Annotated in this window: 15 protein-coding genes; 3 read left to right on the top strand and 12 right to left on the bottom strand. The window is 41.8% G+C overall.

The features are described 5' to 3' along the window. Window positions 1-116: 116 nt before the first annotated feature. From MKX97_RS01275 to MKX97_RS01225, 11 genes are all read right to left on the bottom strand, one after another. Window positions 117-602: a flavin reductase family protein gene (locus MKX97_RS01275; protein ID WP_342536729.1), complete on the bottom strand. Its 486-nt coding sequence runs from the start codon at window positions 600-602 to the stop codon at window positions 117-119. A gap of 37 nt (window positions 603-639) precedes the next feature. After that, entirely contained in the window at window positions 640-1,194 is a 555-nt protein-coding gene (locus MKX97_RS01270; protein WP_342536728.1) for an FAD synthetase family protein, read from the bottom strand. 39 nt (window positions 1,195-1,233) lie between these two features. Continuing rightward, entirely contained in the window at window positions 1,234-2,019 is a 786-nt protein-coding gene (locus MKX97_RS01265) for a dioxygenase (protein ID WP_342536727.1), read from the bottom strand. 17 nt (window positions 2,020-2,036) lie between these two features. After that, window positions 2,037-3,608 carry a 4-hydroxyphenylacetate 3-hydroxylase N-terminal domain-containing protein gene (locus MKX97_RS01260; protein WP_340757952.1) on the bottom strand — a complete coding sequence of 524 codons (1,572 nt, stop codon included), beginning with the start codon at window positions 3,606-3,608 and terminating at the stop codon, window positions 2,037-2,039. Between the two features lie 166 nt (window positions 3,609-3,774). Further along, complete coding sequence (locus MKX97_RS01255) at window positions 3,775-5,580, bottom strand: XylR N-terminal domain-containing protein (RefSeq protein WP_342536726.1); 1,806 nt, start codon at window positions 5,578-5,580, stop codon at window positions 3,775-3,777. A 502-nt stretch (window positions 5,581-6,082) separates the two neighbouring features. Beyond that, complete coding sequence (locus tag MKX97_RS01250; protein ID WP_342536725.1) at window positions 6,083-7,288, bottom strand: acetyl-CoA C-acyltransferase; 1,206 nt, start codon at window positions 7,286-7,288, stop codon at window positions 6,083-6,085. Next, window positions 7,273-7,932 carry a 3-oxoacid CoA-transferase subunit B gene (locus MKX97_RS01245; protein ID WP_342537469.1) on the bottom strand — a complete coding sequence of 220 codons (660 nt, stop codon included), beginning with the start codon at window positions 7,930-7,932 and terminating at the stop codon, window positions 7,273-7,275. The genes MKX97_RS01250 and MKX97_RS01245 overlap by 16 nt, the downstream gene beginning before the upstream one ends. Then, a complete protein-coding gene (locus MKX97_RS01240) occupies window positions 7,923-8,612 on the bottom strand; it encodes a CoA transferase subunit A (RefSeq protein WP_342536724.1) in 690 nt (229 codons plus the stop codon). Before MKX97_RS01240 ends, MKX97_RS01245 begins: the two co-directional genes overlap by 10 nt. Further along, window positions 8,609-9,454: an alpha/beta hydrolase gene (locus MKX97_RS01235; RefSeq protein ID WP_342536723.1), complete on the bottom strand. Its 846-nt coding sequence runs from the start codon at window positions 9,452-9,454 to the stop codon at window positions 8,609-8,611. The genes MKX97_RS01240 and MKX97_RS01235 overlap by 4 nt, the downstream gene beginning before the upstream one ends. A 21-nt stretch (window positions 9,455-9,475) precedes the next feature. Next, window positions 9,476-9,943, bottom strand: coding sequence for a DUF3237 domain-containing protein (locus MKX97_RS01230; RefSeq protein ID WP_078817593.1), 468 nt, complete (start codon window positions 9,941-9,943; stop codon window positions 9,476-9,478). Window positions 9,944-9,946: 3 nt separating this feature from the next. Further along, complete coding sequence (locus tag MKX97_RS01225; RefSeq protein WP_342536721.1) at window positions 9,947-11,068, bottom strand: muconate/chloromuconate family cycloisomerase; 1,122 nt, start codon at window positions 11,066-11,068, stop codon at window positions 9,947-9,949. 128 nt (window positions 11,069-11,196) lie between these two features. Here MKX97_RS01225 and MKX97_RS01220 point away from each other — a divergent pair, with 128 nt between their 5' ends. The 3 genes from MKX97_RS01220 to MKX97_RS01210 all read left to right on the top strand — a co-directional run bounded on the left by MKX97_RS01220 (window position 11,197) and on the right by MKX97_RS01210 (window position 14,571). Continuing rightward, on the top strand, window positions 11,197-12,003 hold the full coding sequence (locus tag MKX97_RS01220; RefSeq protein ID WP_078817595.1) for an IclR family transcriptional regulator C-terminal domain-containing protein: 807 nt from the start codon (window positions 11,197-11,199) through the stop codon (window positions 12,001-12,003). A 107-nt stretch (window positions 12,004-12,110) separates the two neighbouring features. Then, window positions 12,111-12,623: a DUF1572 family protein gene (locus MKX97_RS01215; protein WP_078817596.1), complete on the top strand. Its 513-nt coding sequence runs from the start codon at window positions 12,111-12,113 to the stop codon at window positions 12,621-12,623. 457 nt (window positions 12,624-13,080) lie between these two features. Then, window positions 13,081-14,571 (top strand): BCCT family transporter, encoded by a 1,491-nt coding sequence (locus tag MKX97_RS01210; RefSeq protein ID WP_078817597.1) that lies wholly within the window; start codon window positions 13,081-13,083, stop codon window positions 14,569-14,571. Between the two features lie 49 nt (window positions 14,572-14,620). On the opposite strand, the gene MKX97_RS01205 is transcribed toward MKX97_RS01210, so the two are convergent. After that, window positions 14,621-15,913, bottom strand: coding sequence for an O-acetylhomoserine aminocarboxypropyltransferase/cysteine synthase family protein (locus MKX97_RS01205; RefSeq protein ID WP_342536720.1), 1,293 nt, complete (start codon window positions 15,911-15,913; stop codon window positions 14,621-14,623). Between the last annotated feature and the right edge of the window lie 140 nt (window positions 15,914-16,053).

Raw genomic sequence — 16,053 nt, 5'->3', positions numbered from 1 at the left:
CTTGCACAAACCTAACTGCTCATGTCTACAAGACTCAGAGCCCTCGTTAACTCCATCACCGCTATGTTGAACACAAGAAAAAGCTTCGTTCTTTAAATAGAACGAAGCTTTTTAGATCATTTGGATACATTCTCCAACGAAGCCTGGCTAACTAGAGAAGTGAACTTTCCTGAGTAGTATATTAATGCATCCTTATCTTGATACTCGAAGTTCTCCACTTTACCTACGAATATAATATGGTCCCCACCATCATATTCAGCCCATGGTGTACATTCAATAAACGCAAGCGACTCCTCAAATCTTACGGAATGTTCACCTTCCGTCCAACTAAAGGGCTCCTGTTCTTTTGGACGTCCCGCAAAATGCATGGCGACATCTTCTTGGTGGCCTGCTAAAATATTTACCGTAAATGGTTTTGCATGTAAATGTTGCGCCGCTTTTGCCTTTCTGTCCACGGAGACCAAAACTAAAGGCGGATCCAATGAGACGGATGTAAATGAGTTTGCCGTAATGCCATGATGCTGGTTGTCAGTTTTACATGTTACCACGGTTACCCCCGTAGCAAAGCGACCCATACAATTTCGATACTCTCGACTATCCATTTATATAACCCCCCAACTAGTTGCAAAGCATTCTATGTCAGACCTGTTCATTCGTTAACTGTCTTCCAAGCAAGCAATAGGCCTGGTCTGCCTCGTTACCTTGAAACAATTTGCGAATCCTTGTAGACGAAATAACTTCTCCTTTGGAACATCGAACAACTGGTTGTTCGAATGTCTTGCTAATCATATTTAAGTCCTGTGTTGTTCCGCTTTTGCCTTTTCCAAAATAAAAATTCGGACCTACCCATATTTCTTGCGGATGTATTTTCCTCAGTTCAACCAAAAATCCGCCGACACTTCGAGAAGCATAATGCTCATCGAAAGAAGCTACTATGGTATAATCCACACCCATATTCCGTAAAAACTTCTCTTTTTCCGCAAAAGGAGTTAAAAGTGATTGATTTTGAAAATACACTTTGGGCGGTGGATCAAATGTATATACAACGAATGGTACTCCATATATTTCCGCTCTCGACTTTGCCCGATTAATTAGTGCTTGATGTCCAAGGTGCAGCCCGTCAAATGCACCGATTGTCATGATTGATTGTGGTAATTCTAGTTCGCCATCTCGATATACTTTAATGGAAAGCACCTCATTTCTGGTTGTATTTACAAAAGAACATATTTGGATTTAGTTCTCTTCACGCATTACGAAATCTAATTCCGCTTTTTTCACTCCGTTTTCATCTCGCAGAGTTGTCATAAGATCTAAACGAACACCGTCAGCTACGTCCGTCTCCAGCCACTCATCTCCTTCAAAGAACACTTGAGTTATAAGTGTTTCGTGTCCTTCTGCTTCAAACATGAGGTGTAAGTGTGCAGGACGCATTGGGTGTTGCTCCGTATAGTCTAGGAACTCTCCCGTTGGCCCATCTGTAGGAATGGAGTAAGGAAGCGGCACGATAGAACGCACTTCAAAATCGCCATTATTGTCAGTAAAGAAGTGACCCCTGAAATTATATTTTGGTGCGTCCGAATCAAATGAAGAATACTTTCCTGACGCATCATTTTGCCACATTTCCACTTTTGTATTTGCCAGCGGTTTTCCGTTTGTACTACTTACATTTCCTTTAAAATACATGACCTCTCCTTTTTCGTCTGGTCGTTGTGTCAAGATATAAGCATTCCCGTCTTTCGCTTCGACTTTTGGAGAATTCTCGACGAAATAGGGTCCGAGTAAGGATGGCTGAGTTCCTGGCTTATCGGTATACATCGCACGTAACACGTGGGTCTCCAAAAATACATCCGCGAATAAAGGCAGCTCTCCTTTACGCCCTAGTCGATCTGCCCAATCTACAAAGTTTGTATATTCTTCGTGATTTAGTTTTGCTTCTTGCAGAAATCCTTGGATATGTTTAATAAATAGGTTGAAAACCTCTTCTACTCTTTCGTTTTTCTTTAACGTTTCAGTTTGCATAATCACTACCCCCATTTTTAATTTTTAGTAGTTTTAATTTTATTTTTCAACGTCACATTAACATCATCCGGATTAATCCACGTTGGGTTTACCCAACCATCCAAATCGTAATCATCCATACATTCCTGTGCAAATTTCTCATAAGCAGTTGCTTGGCCCTTCTGTTGCGCCATCACTAGGTTCTCCAAGCGAATGTTTTCATTGTTTCCTGAATAATTCCGCTCGTACAGCTCATGCCGCCCACCAAATTCCGTTCCGATAGCGTCCCAAAGTAGTTTAATAACCTTGATTTTTTCAATTGCTTCTATATTATTTGAACCACGATAAAGTTTATCTATATATGGACGTAATTCAGGGTTTTTAAAATCATTTGCACTTGATGGCTGTACAATCAAACTTCCGGCCACAACCGTTTCAATAATGTCTTTGACACGTGGCCAACCCTCAGACATGAAGACCCGGTACGATAAACCATAGTCAATGTTTGGAAGGACTGTTCCATTTGGTCCTTCATTTGGATTTAAAGCCATGGCATCACTCATCGCCCAGAACATATTTCGATAGGCAAGGACTTCTCCAATATTCGCTTGTACGCCGCGGAACTTATCCGTACCGTTTGCCCTTAATGCTTTCATGAGTAGCCCTGAAATGAAGTCGAGCTTTACTGCTAAACGAGTGACACCGTGGAAGGTGAAGCGATGCAAGAAACCACTTTCGGCAAAGAAACTATTTGCTTTTTCAACATCCTTATATACAAGAAGGTTCTCCCAAGGAATCAACGCATTATCAAATACAATAACCGTGTCATTCTCATCAAACCGACTACTGAGCGGATAGTCGAAGGGACTCCCTGTCACTGCTGCGTTTAATTCGTAAGAAGGTCTACTGATTAACTTGATTCCAGGAGTAGCCATATCGGCAACAAAAACTAGTGCATATTCCTCCGTTGGAATAGGCAAGGCACCATAATGCGCAATGAAGTTATAATTTGTCAATGCTGATCCTGTAGCTACCATTTTGGCACCGCTTACTAGAATCCCCTCTTCAGTCTCTCCTACACAACGAATAAAAACATCTTTTACTTCATCAATTGGCTTATCCCGATCTACTGGAGGATTAATTATCGCATGGTTGAAATAATAGTTATTTTCCTGTGCTTCCTTATACCAACGTCTAGCATTTGCTTCATATTTCCCATAATATTCAGGATTGGCACCTAGCGTTGCCAAGAACGATGCTTTGTAGTCTGGTGATCTTCCCATTTGTCCGTAAGTCAGTCTAGACCACTCCGCGATAGCATCTCTTGTTTTGAATAAGTCTTCAGCTGTTTTGTCTGGTCGGAAAAATCTTTGTGTATAGCCACCGTTTCCTGTGTCTGTTTCCCGAGTCAATATATCTTTATGTTCCGGATCATGTAAGGCGTCATATAATCTGGCGATAGAGCGTGCACTATTTCTAAAGGCCGGATGAGTGGTAACGTCTTCTACCTTCTCGCCGTGCAGCCAAATCTCCCTACCGTCCCGTAGGCTTTCCAAATACTCTTCTCCAGTCATTGGTTTCTTCACAGCTTCTTGTTGCTTGCTTGTCATGTATATGCCTCCTTCAAATGTAATCTCTTTCTACTTATAATACTAATTTATATTCTGAATATTTGTAACTGTAAATAAGTTGTAATGTAAGCCCTTTCACTAGCACTTTTTGCAGTATGGCAGCAGATATCCAAAAAATAAAACTCATACAAAATAAAAAAACGAATCAATTGAATGATCCGTTGTGTTTACTGATAATTTGCAAAGCGTAATAGATTTGGGTGGCCAACTGGCCCTTAAACCTTCCAGCCCCAGTCTTCAAGTCAATTCCGCTTAATGCCTCAATCCGTTCAATCCTATAACGTAGCCCTGCTATCGATAGATGAAGCTGATCGGCTGTTTGTTGTAAATTTCCGTTATTATCTAAGAATGCTTTCAAAGTAAACAGCAAGTTTCCTTGGCCTTCTGAGTCATAGTCTATAATTTCTCCCAGTGTCTCCGTATAATAACGAATCATTTCTTTTTGATCCGCACCTTGCAACAAAATCATAATTGGTTCCAACTCTTTGTAGTCTGCTTGTTTGCTTTCCATGGGATGCGTCAAATAGATAAAATCACAAATTCTCGTAGCATCCAAATAGCTGTCTCTCATCAGATCAATCGATTTTATTGCACGTCCGGATCCTAAATGCACCTTCACTCTAGGAAACGATTTATGCAATTCCTGAATCAATTGGGCAGCGTATCTTTCTACACAATTCTGTTCATTCAAACTGACAATCATAATTACACGGCCATCTTTTAAAAACGGGTCTTGTCCTACATGCTTTTGTATCAGATAACTGAGTACCTCCTCCGTTATCTCAAAAGGTTCAACTTTCATAGCAATGACTCTTTTCACTTGATTCTTTGTGAAACCAAACATAGCAGCCTGCCGTTGCATTGTGGATGGGTCTAACAGTTTATTTTGAATAATATCATCAAAAAAAGTAGCTTTCTGCTTCCATTTCGACTCCATAAGTTTACGGTAATGAAACATTTGAATAGTTAACACCATAAGGGCCCGATTAATGATCAGTTGTTTTTTATGAGAAAGTTTCTGTTTGTCAAGTACAATCATTCTACCCAAATTCTTTTTATTGCTTTTAACATTGAAGACTTCCACTACTCGGTCCATTTCCATCTGCTCATCCTCGAACCATTTGGTAATACGCTTCTCATCCTCTCCTGTTTCATAATAGGATGAATAAATCTCAGACGCATGCTCCACCACTATACTACATTCTAATTTTTTTCCGATTACTTGGGTAATTTCATTCAGATCTTTGTCTTCCAGAAAGAGCTCCGTCAACTCATTTTGAATTTTCTCTGACTCCATAATATCTTCATTCAATTGTTGCATTTCTACATACACATCTTCTAGTACCCCTTGCAAAGACTCTGTTTGATAGTAACGTAAGTCTTGTAAATGCTTTTCATCACATTTTTCCACGGTTTGTGCGACAAAATAGCAATAGGCGTCTCCATTAGCCCGGCAATATTTCTCATGGGCAATAATTTGTTTACCAAATATTTTTGTAAGGTACCCGCTTGCGTAACCAACCAGCGTCCAGCAGGAGGCCCCTTGCTCAATCCCATGCTTTTCAATATGCTCGTCTGCTTCGTACGAATTTCTCCAATAGCCACCAAACTCCAAATGATTTTCACAAATTTCAAGGTAATCAGGTTCAACTGTTACTACTCCTTCAAGCGTGTGCATGGCAGGTCCGGCAAATATAAGTTCTCTTAAAGACTTCCACTCGTACTGGGATTCTAATGTTTCGGCGGCTTTATATCCACATGACCATCCATATCTCATTAAAAACCCTTTTGCTCTTTCGTAACCTAGTGTCGTGATCAAGTCTGACCGTAAAATTCCTAATGCCTCAACCGACATCAGCATCATACGTTTGTCATGCAGTTGGATAACTCCTGTTCGTGGGTTGACATCAAGTACATTTTGCAATAATAAGTGATTTGCCTTCATTACCATTCTTACACTTCCTCTCTAATGTGATCATTCTTCACAGGATTTTATAAACAAGTAGTCAGCAATTCTTTTCAGCCGGCCGGATATCGAAATGACGATGGGTTCAGGAATCAAGATAGAAAGCGTTATCAATTTCAGGTTTTCCGGGTAACGTATACGTCCGTTGGATCCTCGTTCAAATAAAGTATCTCGTCTCAGATTACAGAGGTAATAAAATCAAATCTCATTTGATAGGACAACTCCTATCGTAAACATATTTTGCTACACATCCTAGACTAACCGCAAGACAATTTTACAGAATCAAAAAGGCCATTTATATCAGAGAATGGTTGGACTTGTAAGTTACTATACTACAAACAGTGTTATGTCAAGCTCATCTATTTCGAATACTGTTACTATGCGGACAATCAGTTAATAGTTTCAATTAAAATGATGCCAACAAATAACTTGTCGTGGCGTCAAAACAGTCTCCCACTTTGTAAAATTACCATGTAGGAGACTGTTTTTATTCTATATTTTCAACAGCAACCGATATTCCTTGCCCAACCCCAATACACATCGTCGCAAGACCTCGTTTTGAATGCCGTCGTTTCATTTCATAAATTAAAGTAGTCAAAATCCGTGCCCCGCTTGCACCTAAGGGATGTCCTAAGGCAATCGCTCCTCCATTAACGTTTACCTTATCCATCTCAAATCCCAATTCCTGAATACATGCGATAGATTGGGAAGCAAAGGCTTCATTGATTTCCATTAAATCAAAATCATCGGCGTTCAATCTATACTTCTTCATAAGTTTTCTTGTAGAATAAATCGGACCAAGTCCCATGACGGAAGGTTCTAAACCGGCTGTAGCTGAACCGATAAATCTCACTAACGGCTGGAGACCCAAACTTTTGGCCCGTTCCGCTTCCATGAGGAGCATAGCTGAAGCTCCGTCATTGACCCCCGTTGCATTTCCTGCAGTTACCGTTCCCTCTTCAAATAATGGAGAAAGCGAATTCAATTTTTCAATTGTTGTATCAGGTCGAGGATGTTCGTCGGTATCTATACTATGTTCAATCCCTTTTCGATCCTTGTAAACAACAGGCACAATTTCGGTTTTAAACTTGTTAGCTGCTAGCGCTTCGCCCGCCAAATGTTGACTTCTCACGGCGAAGGCATCTTGTTCCTCACGTGATATTTCATATCGTCTAGCTACATTTTCTGCTGTTTGCGGCATAGAGTCCACTCCATACAATTGTTGCATCTTCGGATTGATGAACCGCCACCCAATCGTTGTGTCTGCCAATGTCTGATCTCCTCGCGGAAAAGCACGCTCGGGTTTCGCCATGACAAAAGGTGCCCGTGACATACTTTCTGTACCACCTGCAATGATCACATCACATTCTCCTGATAAAATAGCTCTCGCACCAATACTGACTGCATCCAAACTTGACCCACACAAACGATTGACCGTAGTCCCACTCACTTCCTGAGGCAGTCCTGCCAACAGTGAAGACATTCTGGCCACATTTCGATTTTCTTCACCTGCTCCGTTGGCATTTCCTAAAATGACATCGTCAATTGTATCGACAGGAAGTTCAGGATTCCTCTCCATTAATGCTTTAATGACAATTGCTCCCAGATCGTCCGGACGTACATTTTTTAATTGTCCGTTGTATCTGCCAATCGGAGTCCGCACAGCGTCCACTATAACTACTTCTCTGAACAAAATGATTCCCCCTTTATCCCCTCGCTGATCTTAAACCTCGCCTCTGTTTTATTTTGGACTTCTTCTAGAGTAGCATCTCCTACCAATTCAATTAACTCGTATATATCTCCATTCCATTTAAATACAGCTAATTCTGTAATGATCATATCTGCTACGCGTTTAGAGGTAATTGGAAACGTACAGCTCTCCACGATTTTCGGAGTGCCATCATTTGCCGTATGGCTCGTCGTAATGATAATCTTTTGAGCACCTTCCAATAAATCCATTGCTCCGCCGACGCCAATTATATCTTTTCCAGGGATTGCCCAGTTGGCAATCCTTCCTTTTTCATCAATTTGTAACGCGCCCAATATAGCAGTATTGACATGCCCGCCGCGGATCATCGCAAACGATTGCGCGCTACTAAAGTAAGAAGCACCTCCCCCTTCTCCAACCGGCTGCTTGCCCGCATTGACGATTAAAGGGTCAATTTTTTCAGGCTCTGCCGCCGTCACACCGAGCATGCCATTTTCAGTATGCAAAGTAATGGTAGGATCCGTAATATAATCTGCAACTAATGTAGGAATACCGATCCCCAAATTGATAACAGAGTGTGAAGTCAGTTCTACGGCCGCTCTCTTGGCAATCAATTCTCTCATCTCGATTTCACTCCTTCCTTCGTTAACACCCATTTACTCGTGACAATGACATCTACGTATAAATGCGGCGTTACGATATCCTCCGGAGGGAGTTCTCCAACTTCTACAATTTCATCTACTTCCGCAATTACAAACGACGCAGCAGTAGCCATGTCGGGATTGAAATTCCTAGCAGTTTTATAGTAAACAAGATTTCCTAATGTATCTGCCTTCCAAGCACGAATAATTGCCACATCCGCCTTGAGTCCTTCTTGAAATAAATACTGCTCGCCTTTAATCATCTTCGTCTCTTTGTTTTTTGCCAGGTCGGTCCCCACTGCCGTTTTCGTGTAAAAACCGCCAATCCCTGCTCCGCCAGCACGTATGGCCTCTGCTAAAGTTCCTTGTGGAAGCAATTCCAATGCAAGCTTCCCTTGATTGTAATACTTAGCAACATCTCGGTTACTAGTAAAGTAAGAGCCGATTGCCCTTTTAATCTTACCTTGTTGAAGCAATTTTCCTAACCCTTCTCCTTGCTCACCAACATTATTACTAATCACAGTCAAATTGTTTACATCATAATCGATTAAATCATAAATAATGGATAGCGGGCTTCCCACTAATCCGAATCCCCCTACCATAAGCGTATGATCCGACTTTATATGCTGAACCGCTTCCCGAATAGAAGTCTCTTTTATCGACTTCATTGAGTCACCTTCTCTACTCTTTTTAATAACTCCAAAATCTTACTTTCAATATACGGCTGCTTTTCGAACATCAACGTATAATGATTCGCGGGGACTTCAATCGTTTGAATATCTTTCGCATATTCAATCGTTTGTTCGTACGTTTCCTTCGTAAAAAGGGGTGGTTTTTGACCTAACGGTCCCAAAGCGATCACAAGCAAGATTGGACAATTTATTTTCAGAAACACTTCTTTAGGTTTAAATGCATAGAAACTATTAAAGTCTTTCTCCATCACTTGTGCATCCGATTTATGCTGCCATCCCTCAGCAGTCTGGTGTACCTCGTAGTTTGTAATCTCTTCGACAATCGCATCCCATTCAACGTGTAAGCCCTCATAAATCGTCTTCGTTTGTGTGACATATTCATTTTTTGAAGCATACTTTTTCTGTAAGCGACTTAGAGACGGGACAATTAAATCTCTTTGTTTTTCTTCAGTTATGCCTGCACCATCTAGTAAGATAAGTCCTGCCGTTTGAATTTCACTTGCAGCGAGAGCACAAATATAAGCACCCATTGAATACCCCATCAGGATAGGATTTTCTATTCCTTTTTGTTTTATAAACAGTAGCAAATCTTTTGTATGCTCAAAAATCGATGTTTGATTTTCTGCTGGACTGCTATCCCCGCGCCCCCTCAAATCATAACGAATGAAACGATAGCTCTCTTCCAGTACCTGTTCATAATGCAAGAATGTCTTATGATTGCCAGTCAGCCCATGGACCGCGATGATAGTTCCTGCTGTGCCTTCTGATTCATGAACCATTAACTTTTTATGATCAGTCAGATGATGTATTTCTGCCATTATCGGACACCTTCCTTCCTCTTAATCAACTTGATACACGGAGTATCTGACTCCAGTCGGCAATCTTTCACCTATCGAAACAAAAATCTTCTTGTTTAACCAATCATACTTTTTAGAAGCAGTTTCAAAGATTGGATTTGTCCGAAAATAATATTCCTCACGATCTACCTTTTCATTGTTATCAAGCCTTGCAAGTACCTCTTTACTACCCGTCCGTATTCCCCGGTATGTCAGTAAAATGAGTTCTTTGTCATCAGTCTCTAACAAAATGCGAACATCTTGAATAATGGTTCCGTCTTCTCTGACAGTTATCCAATCATCACCACCAGGTATCACTCTCCCATTAAGTTGCTCACCCGAGAAACACCCACCTTCGACTCGGATAATTCTTCTGTTACCGACTGGCGTCACACCTGGCAAGTGTGCTTTTTCAACGGTTAATTCCAAATTACATAAGAATGACAATGAGGGTGCATCAAAGTATTTCATTGTTTACTCACTCTTCCTTCTATATTTTTCTACCTTCTCTTCATCTAATTCCACGCCTAACCCCGGTCCAGTTGGTACTTGTACTTTTCCTTCTGCGCAAACTAAAGGATTTTTCACTAAATCATCTGCGAGCCACTGAGGTCCAAATAGTTCACTGCCATATTGCAAGTTACGAATAGTACCATAAGCATGAAGGCACGCCGAAGTCCCTATAGAGCTTTCCAATGACGTCCCTCCGAAACAAGGAATACCTGCCGCTTCGGCAATGGCAGCAATCTTTATCGTGTTTCGCATTCCACCGGATTTATGAATTTTCAATGAAAAAATATCAGCTGCTTTAGCAGAAATCAATCGCATGGCATCTTGCACTGTCGCTAAACCTTCATCTGCCATTACAGGCACCTTTCTCATAGCGGAAAGTTCGGACGCCCCTTCAATATCCAATGGAGATAATGGCTGTTCCAAAAAGTCAATGCCCGCATCATTCAGACGATCCATATAACGAATGGCTGTCAAACGATCCCATCTGCCGTTCGGATCAATGCCTATACTTGAAATACCACGCAGACCGTTTGCTATTTGGATTGCACGTTCAGCATCTTCAGCAGTCTTGTATTTCCCGGCTTTTATTTTAAAATCTTTGTACCTATTGTTCTCTATCAGTTCTTTTCCTTCTTCGATGTCTCCATTAGCATCCCCCGTGGCAAGTGCCCATTTCACCTCAATAGACTCTTGGTATAACCCTCCTAACAGTTGATAAGCCGGCACTTCATATACCTTACCTACTGCATCATAAAGCGCCATTTCTACGGTTGCTTTAGCAAATGGATTGGCCCTCACGTGAATGTCCATCAGTTCAAGGATTTGCTCTGTATACCTCGGGTCTTTTCCTTCTAATAAGGGACTGAAATATTGATCAATGACTACCTTCATCGTTTCAACACTTTCTCCATTCCACCAGATTCCAGGCGTCGTACCTTCACCAACGCCGACTAGACCATTAGCCAGTTCTACGTTCACAAGCAACATGCTCTTAGTCGAGACTATTTCAGTCGCAAATTGGTGAGGCCTCTTGATCGGTACGTCTACAATTATCGTGCTGATTTTCCTAATTGAATGTTCCATGACTGATTCCCCTTATCGTTTTATTAAACTTTCTATTTTTTCTTGCTTTATTAAAAAAATCATTGTACGATTAACGTACAAATATACATATATCGTACAACACTATTATAACAAGGAGGATACAATCAATGTCAAGCAAATATTCTAATAATTTAATCAAAAGTGCTGACTTTATACAATCGTTGGAGCGAGGGCTATCCGTCATCCAATCGTTTTCTACTGAGCATTCAACATTAACGGTCAGTGAAGCCGCAGCCATTACCAATTTAAGTCGACCCGCCATTCGTCGTATATTCTTAACGCTCGAAAGTCTAGGCTATCTAACGTCCGACAATGGACGATATGCACTGACAGCTAAGGTACTTTCCTTGGGTTATGCATATCTTTCATCAAAAAACATATGGGAAATTGCACACGACCCTATGGATGAACTTGTCAAACAAACAGGTGAATCTACTTCTATTTCTGTATTAGACCATGACGAGATAGTATATGTAGCACGCATTCATACAAAGCGAATAATGACCATGTCGTTAGGCGTCGGCTCCCGCTTGCCCGCATTCGCCACATCAATGGGGCAAGTTCTGCTAGCGCACTTACCATCCGAGGAGTTGGAAGAGTATTTTGAACAAGCTATATTATCCAGCTATACAAATCACACTATCACCGACAAGAAACAATTAATAAAACAACTGGAACAAATCCGAAAGAACGGCTGGTCGCTGGCAGAACAACAATTCGAAGAGGGATTGAGCTCAGTGGCTGCTCCAATTACAAATCGAAATGGCGAGGTTATTGCCGCCATTAATATATCGACACACACTGGAAGAAATAGCAGAAAGGAAATAAAAGAGAAATTGATTCCTCTTTTATTGCAGACGGCTCAGAAAATCAGCGAAGACTTGGCCAGGTCTCCGCACCCCATGAATTTATAACATGCACTAACATACAGTTGCCGGAACACATATGGAAGTGGAATCCTTTTCTACTGAAGCAACTAATTAACAAGGCGTAGAACAATATAAATCAAGGAGGATTATCCATGAACTTAGAAAATGTTTATCTGAATGTCATCAAAGAAAGGTTTAATGGCATTAAACGCCTTGGGGATGATACAATAGATCAATTGACAGAGGATGATATTCATTGGACTTTAAACGAGGCTTCAAATAGTATTGCTGTCTTAGCAAAACATATAAGCGGAAACATGATATCTAGGTCTACAAATTTTTTAACCACAGATGGTGAAAAACCCAATAGGAAACGAGATAGTGAATTCGAAGAGGATTCTCTAACCAAACATGAAATGATCGCAGTTTGGGAAAAGGGTTGGAGTATTCTTTTTGAAACATTAGAAGAACTAGAAGGTGAACATTTGTTAAGGGATGTATATATTCGTGGTAAACGCACTATCGTGCTCGAAGCGTTAGAAAGACAATTGACCCATTATGCTTCCCACATAGGGCAAATCGTATATATAGGCAAACAATTAAAAAATAATACTTGGGTAAACCTTAGTATTCCTAAAAGACAATCAGAAGAATACTTCGAATGATAGATTGTGAGCAGATCCTCTATATCATATAGTTATGAAAGAGCCAAGTTTCCTTTTTTTGTATTTGTAAACATTTTGTCCGGCTACAGTATACATATATGCCTAAGAATTAAACAACCTGCTCCATCCTCCGATTCTATTGACTGGGTTATACATTATAATTAACAGGTTTGTTATCACTGCAATAAGGATTCCGCATATGCACACCATTCACAAAAAGTGATACTTTTAAAACTGGCGTGATACTACTTATCAAGTGAGACGGATGCCGAATAGGCCGTCTCATCTTCTTCCACTTTTACCCTTCCAAAAATGCTAATTTATCTGATCGTACCAAAGTTTGTATCGACGATTATTGGGTACAACTAAGTGTATATAAGCAATCTTGCCTTATCGTTTAAAACATTCTTTCCACAATCAACCTCTTCACTACACTACATTAGTTTTAGGAGGAATTATGAAAAAAATCTCGCTAACATTTTATATCACCTTGGTTGCCGTCATAATAGCCGTCGGTTATGGAGTGATTGCGCCGGACCACTTCGAGAGGATGACCTCCGACGTTAAAAATTGGATTGCCTCTTCCTTTGGCTGGTACTATTTGTTGACGGTATCCATGCTGTTTTTCATTTCGGTCTATCTGATCTTTAGCCCCATCGGCAGAATCCGTTTAGGAAAAGACAGCGATCGTCCCCAATTCTCTTTAATATCATGGCTGGCTATGCTTTTTTCCGCCGGTATGGGAATCGGACTTGTCTTTTACGGGGCTGCTGAGCCCCTATCGCATTATGCAGTCAATCCTGCTACTGCGGGGCCTGAAACAGCGGAGGCTTATAAAGAAGCCATGCGCCAAGCATTTTTCCATTGGGGCTTCCATGCTTGGGCTGTCTATGGGATGACAGCTCTTGCACTGGCCTATTTCCAATTCCGTAAAGGCCAACCGGGATTGATTTCGGCTACTTTGAAACCCATTTTCGGTGACCGCGTCAATGGGCCCCTCGGTATTGTCATTGACGTATTTGCTATCTTTGCTACAGTGTTTGGCGTTGCCACATCTCTCGGCCTTGGCGCTGTCCAAGTCAATGCGGGGCTGCATTACCTTTTTGGTATTCCTGTCAGTTTCCTATCGCAACTCATCATTATCATCATTGTAACGATTTTGTTCTTGGTGTCTGCATGGAGCGGGCTCGGCAAGGGGATCAAAATCTTATCAAATGCCAATATGGTCCTTGCTATTGCATTATTATTTTTCGTCATTGCTTTAGGACCCACATTGCTTATTTTCGATATGTTCACCGACTCGATCGGTGGGTATTTAGAGCATCTTGTTCGCATGAGTTTCCGTACTGCCCCTCTCGATGTTGGGAATCGTGCATGGCTTAATGATTGGACAATATTTTATTGGGCTTGGTGGATCGCTTGGTCGCCATTTGTCGGTATGTTCATTGCCCGGGTTTCGAAAGGGAGAACGATCCGGGAGTTTATGATCGGTTTACTCGTCGTACCAACCGTGTTAAGTATGATCTGGTTTTCTGCATTTGGTACTACAGCAATTGAAACACAAAAGGCTGGGATTATTGATTTAGCTTCCACTGCAACTGAGCTGACAATTTTTGAGATGTTCAGCGGCATGCCGTGGTCTTCTATAATATCCATGATCGCCATTTTGCTTATCATTTCATTTTTCATCACTTCTGCAGATTCAGCTACCTTCGTACTCGGTATGCAGTCATCTTACGGATCGCTGACACCACCTAATAATTTAAAGGTGGTATGGGGAGTGATTCAGTCCTCGATCGCTGTTATTTTATTGTTTGTCGGTGGATTGGATGCGCTACAAAATGTAGTTATCATCGCCGCCCTGCCGTTTTCCGTTATCTTGATCATGATGGTCACTTCGTTGTTCATGTCATTGAAAGAAGAACGAAGGAAAGTGAAACGTCGGTAAATACAAAAAAGTCACCGGACTCGGTGACTTTTTTGCTTTTACCTATTAATTAATGAACAGCCTTTTCGACCGCTTTCTCAATCGCTTGTTTTAAATCTGCAATAATATCATCTGCTGATTCCAACCCGACAGACAGGCGAATCAACTCTTCAGTCACACCCGAACTCTTCAGATCTTCTGCGGATAATTGCTGGTGTGTAGTAGACGCCGGATGAATGATCAACGACTTCGCGTCACCAACATTCGCTACATGTGACCAGATTTCCACATTATCAATCACTTTACGACCTGCATCCCGGCCACCTTTAATGCCGAAAACAATAATGGAACCATAGCCGTGCTTCAAGTGTTTTTGCGCCAACTCATACGTCGGGTGTTCTTCAAGACCCGTATACGTCACCCAGTCCACTGCCGGATGTTCCTTCAAGAACGCTGCGACTTTCTGTGCGTTTTCATTATGGCGAGGCACACGCAAATGAAGCGTCTCAAGCCCCTGCAATAAATTAAATGCACTGTCCGGCGCCAAGCAAGGTCCGAAATCACGCAATAATTGAACGCGCAGCTTCGTTGCGAATGCAGCCCCTGCCGTATCGATGCCATATCTCAACCCATGATACGATTCATCCGGTTCTGTGAACCCTGGGAATTTTCCTTGAGTCCAATCAAATTTCCCTGCATCGACCGCCACGCCTCCAATCGTCGTGCCGTGCCCGCCAATCCATTTCGTTGCGGAGTGAATGACTACGTCTGCTCCGAACTCAATCGGATTGGAGCCATATGGAGACGGGAACGTGTTATCCACCAACAATGGAATACCGTTGTCATGCGCGACTTTCGCTACCGCTTCTACATCAAGGACTTGCAGGCTCGGATTACCGATCGTCTCTGCGAATAACGCCTTCGTCTTATCTGTAATTGCCGCTTCAAAGTTTTTCGGATCAGATGCATCCACGAACTTCACCGTGATGCCATAGCGCGGCAGTGTCACAGCGAATAAATTGTACGTGCCGCCATACAGATTGCTGGCCGCCACAATTTCATCTCCCGCGCCCGCAATGTTCAGGATCGAAAATGCGATTGCCGCCATTCCGGATGATAGCCCTACTGCTGCAGATCCACCTTCGATCTGCGCCACACGCTCCTCAAAAACTGCGACAGTCGGGTTAGTAATACGTGTATAGATATTGCCTGCTTCTTGCAAAGCAAATAAATTCTGTGCATGCTCTGTATCTCTGAAAACATATGAAGTCGTACGATGAATCGGCACAGCACGTGAACCGGTTACAGGATCTGGCTGCTGTCCTCCGTGCAATAAAACAGTTTCTGGCTGAAATTTAGTCATAACTATTTCCCCTCCGAATTTATTAGTCTACCTGATGGAATACTGAAAAGCAGAAGAGGGCGTTTTGTCGTGACAGACGTTGGAGGGCTTATCGTAAAAGGGTGCTCTCCCCCTTTTTCGAAAAGACCGAAACGTCCCGA

The organism is Sporosarcina sp. FSL K6-3508, assembly GCF_038615825.1.
Lineage (GTDB): Bacteria > Bacillota > Bacilli > Bacillales_A > Planococcaceae > Sporosarcina > Sporosarcina newyorkensis.
This window is presented reverse-complemented; position numbering and strand designations above follow the sequence as displayed.

Coding starts and splice junctions, on each gene's coding strand:
- MKX97_RS01275 (WP_342536729.1), bottom strand. CDS start 602: ATGGATAGTCGAGAGTATCGAAATTGTATGGGTCGCTTTGCTACGGGG.
- MKX97_RS01265 (WP_342536727.1), bottom strand. CDS start 2,019: ATGCAAACTGAAACGTTAAAGAAAAACGAAAGAGTAGAAGAGGTTTTC.
- MKX97_RS01260 (WP_340757952.1), bottom strand. CDS start 3,608: ATGACAAGCAAGCAACAAGAAGCTGTGAAGAAACCAATGACTGGAGAA.
- MKX97_RS01255 (WP_342536726.1), bottom strand. CDS start 5,580: ATGGTAATGAAGGCAAATCACTTATTATTGCAAAATGTACTTGATGTC.
- MKX97_RS01240 (WP_342536724.1), bottom strand. CDS start 8,612: ATGAAGTCGATAAAAGAGACTTCTATTCGGGAAGCGGTTCAGCATATA.
- MKX97_RS01235 (WP_342536723.1), bottom strand. CDS start 9,454: ATGGCAGAAATACATCATCTGACTGATCATAAAAAGTTAATGGTTCAT.
- MKX97_RS01230 (WP_078817593.1), bottom strand. CDS start 9,943: ATGAAATACTTTGATGCACCCTCATTGTCATTCTTATGTAATTTGGAA.
- MKX97_RS01225 (WP_342536721.1), bottom strand. CDS start 11,068: ATGGAACATTCAATTAGGAAAATCAGCACGATAATTGTAGACGTACCG.
- MKX97_RS01220 (WP_078817595.1), top strand. CDS start 11,197: ATGTCAAGCAAATATTCTAATAATTTAATCAAAAGTGCTGACTTTATA.
- MKX97_RS01215 (WP_078817596.1), top strand. CDS start 12,111: ATGAACTTAGAAAATGTTTATCTGAATGTCATCAAAGAAAGGTTTAAT.
- MKX97_RS01210 (WP_078817597.1), top strand. CDS start 13,081: ATGAAAAAAATCTCGCTAACATTTTATATCACCTTGGTTGCCGTCATA.
- MKX97_RS01205 (WP_342536720.1), bottom strand. CDS start 15,913: ATGACTAAATTTCAGCCAGAAACTGTTTTATTGCACGGAGGACAGCAG.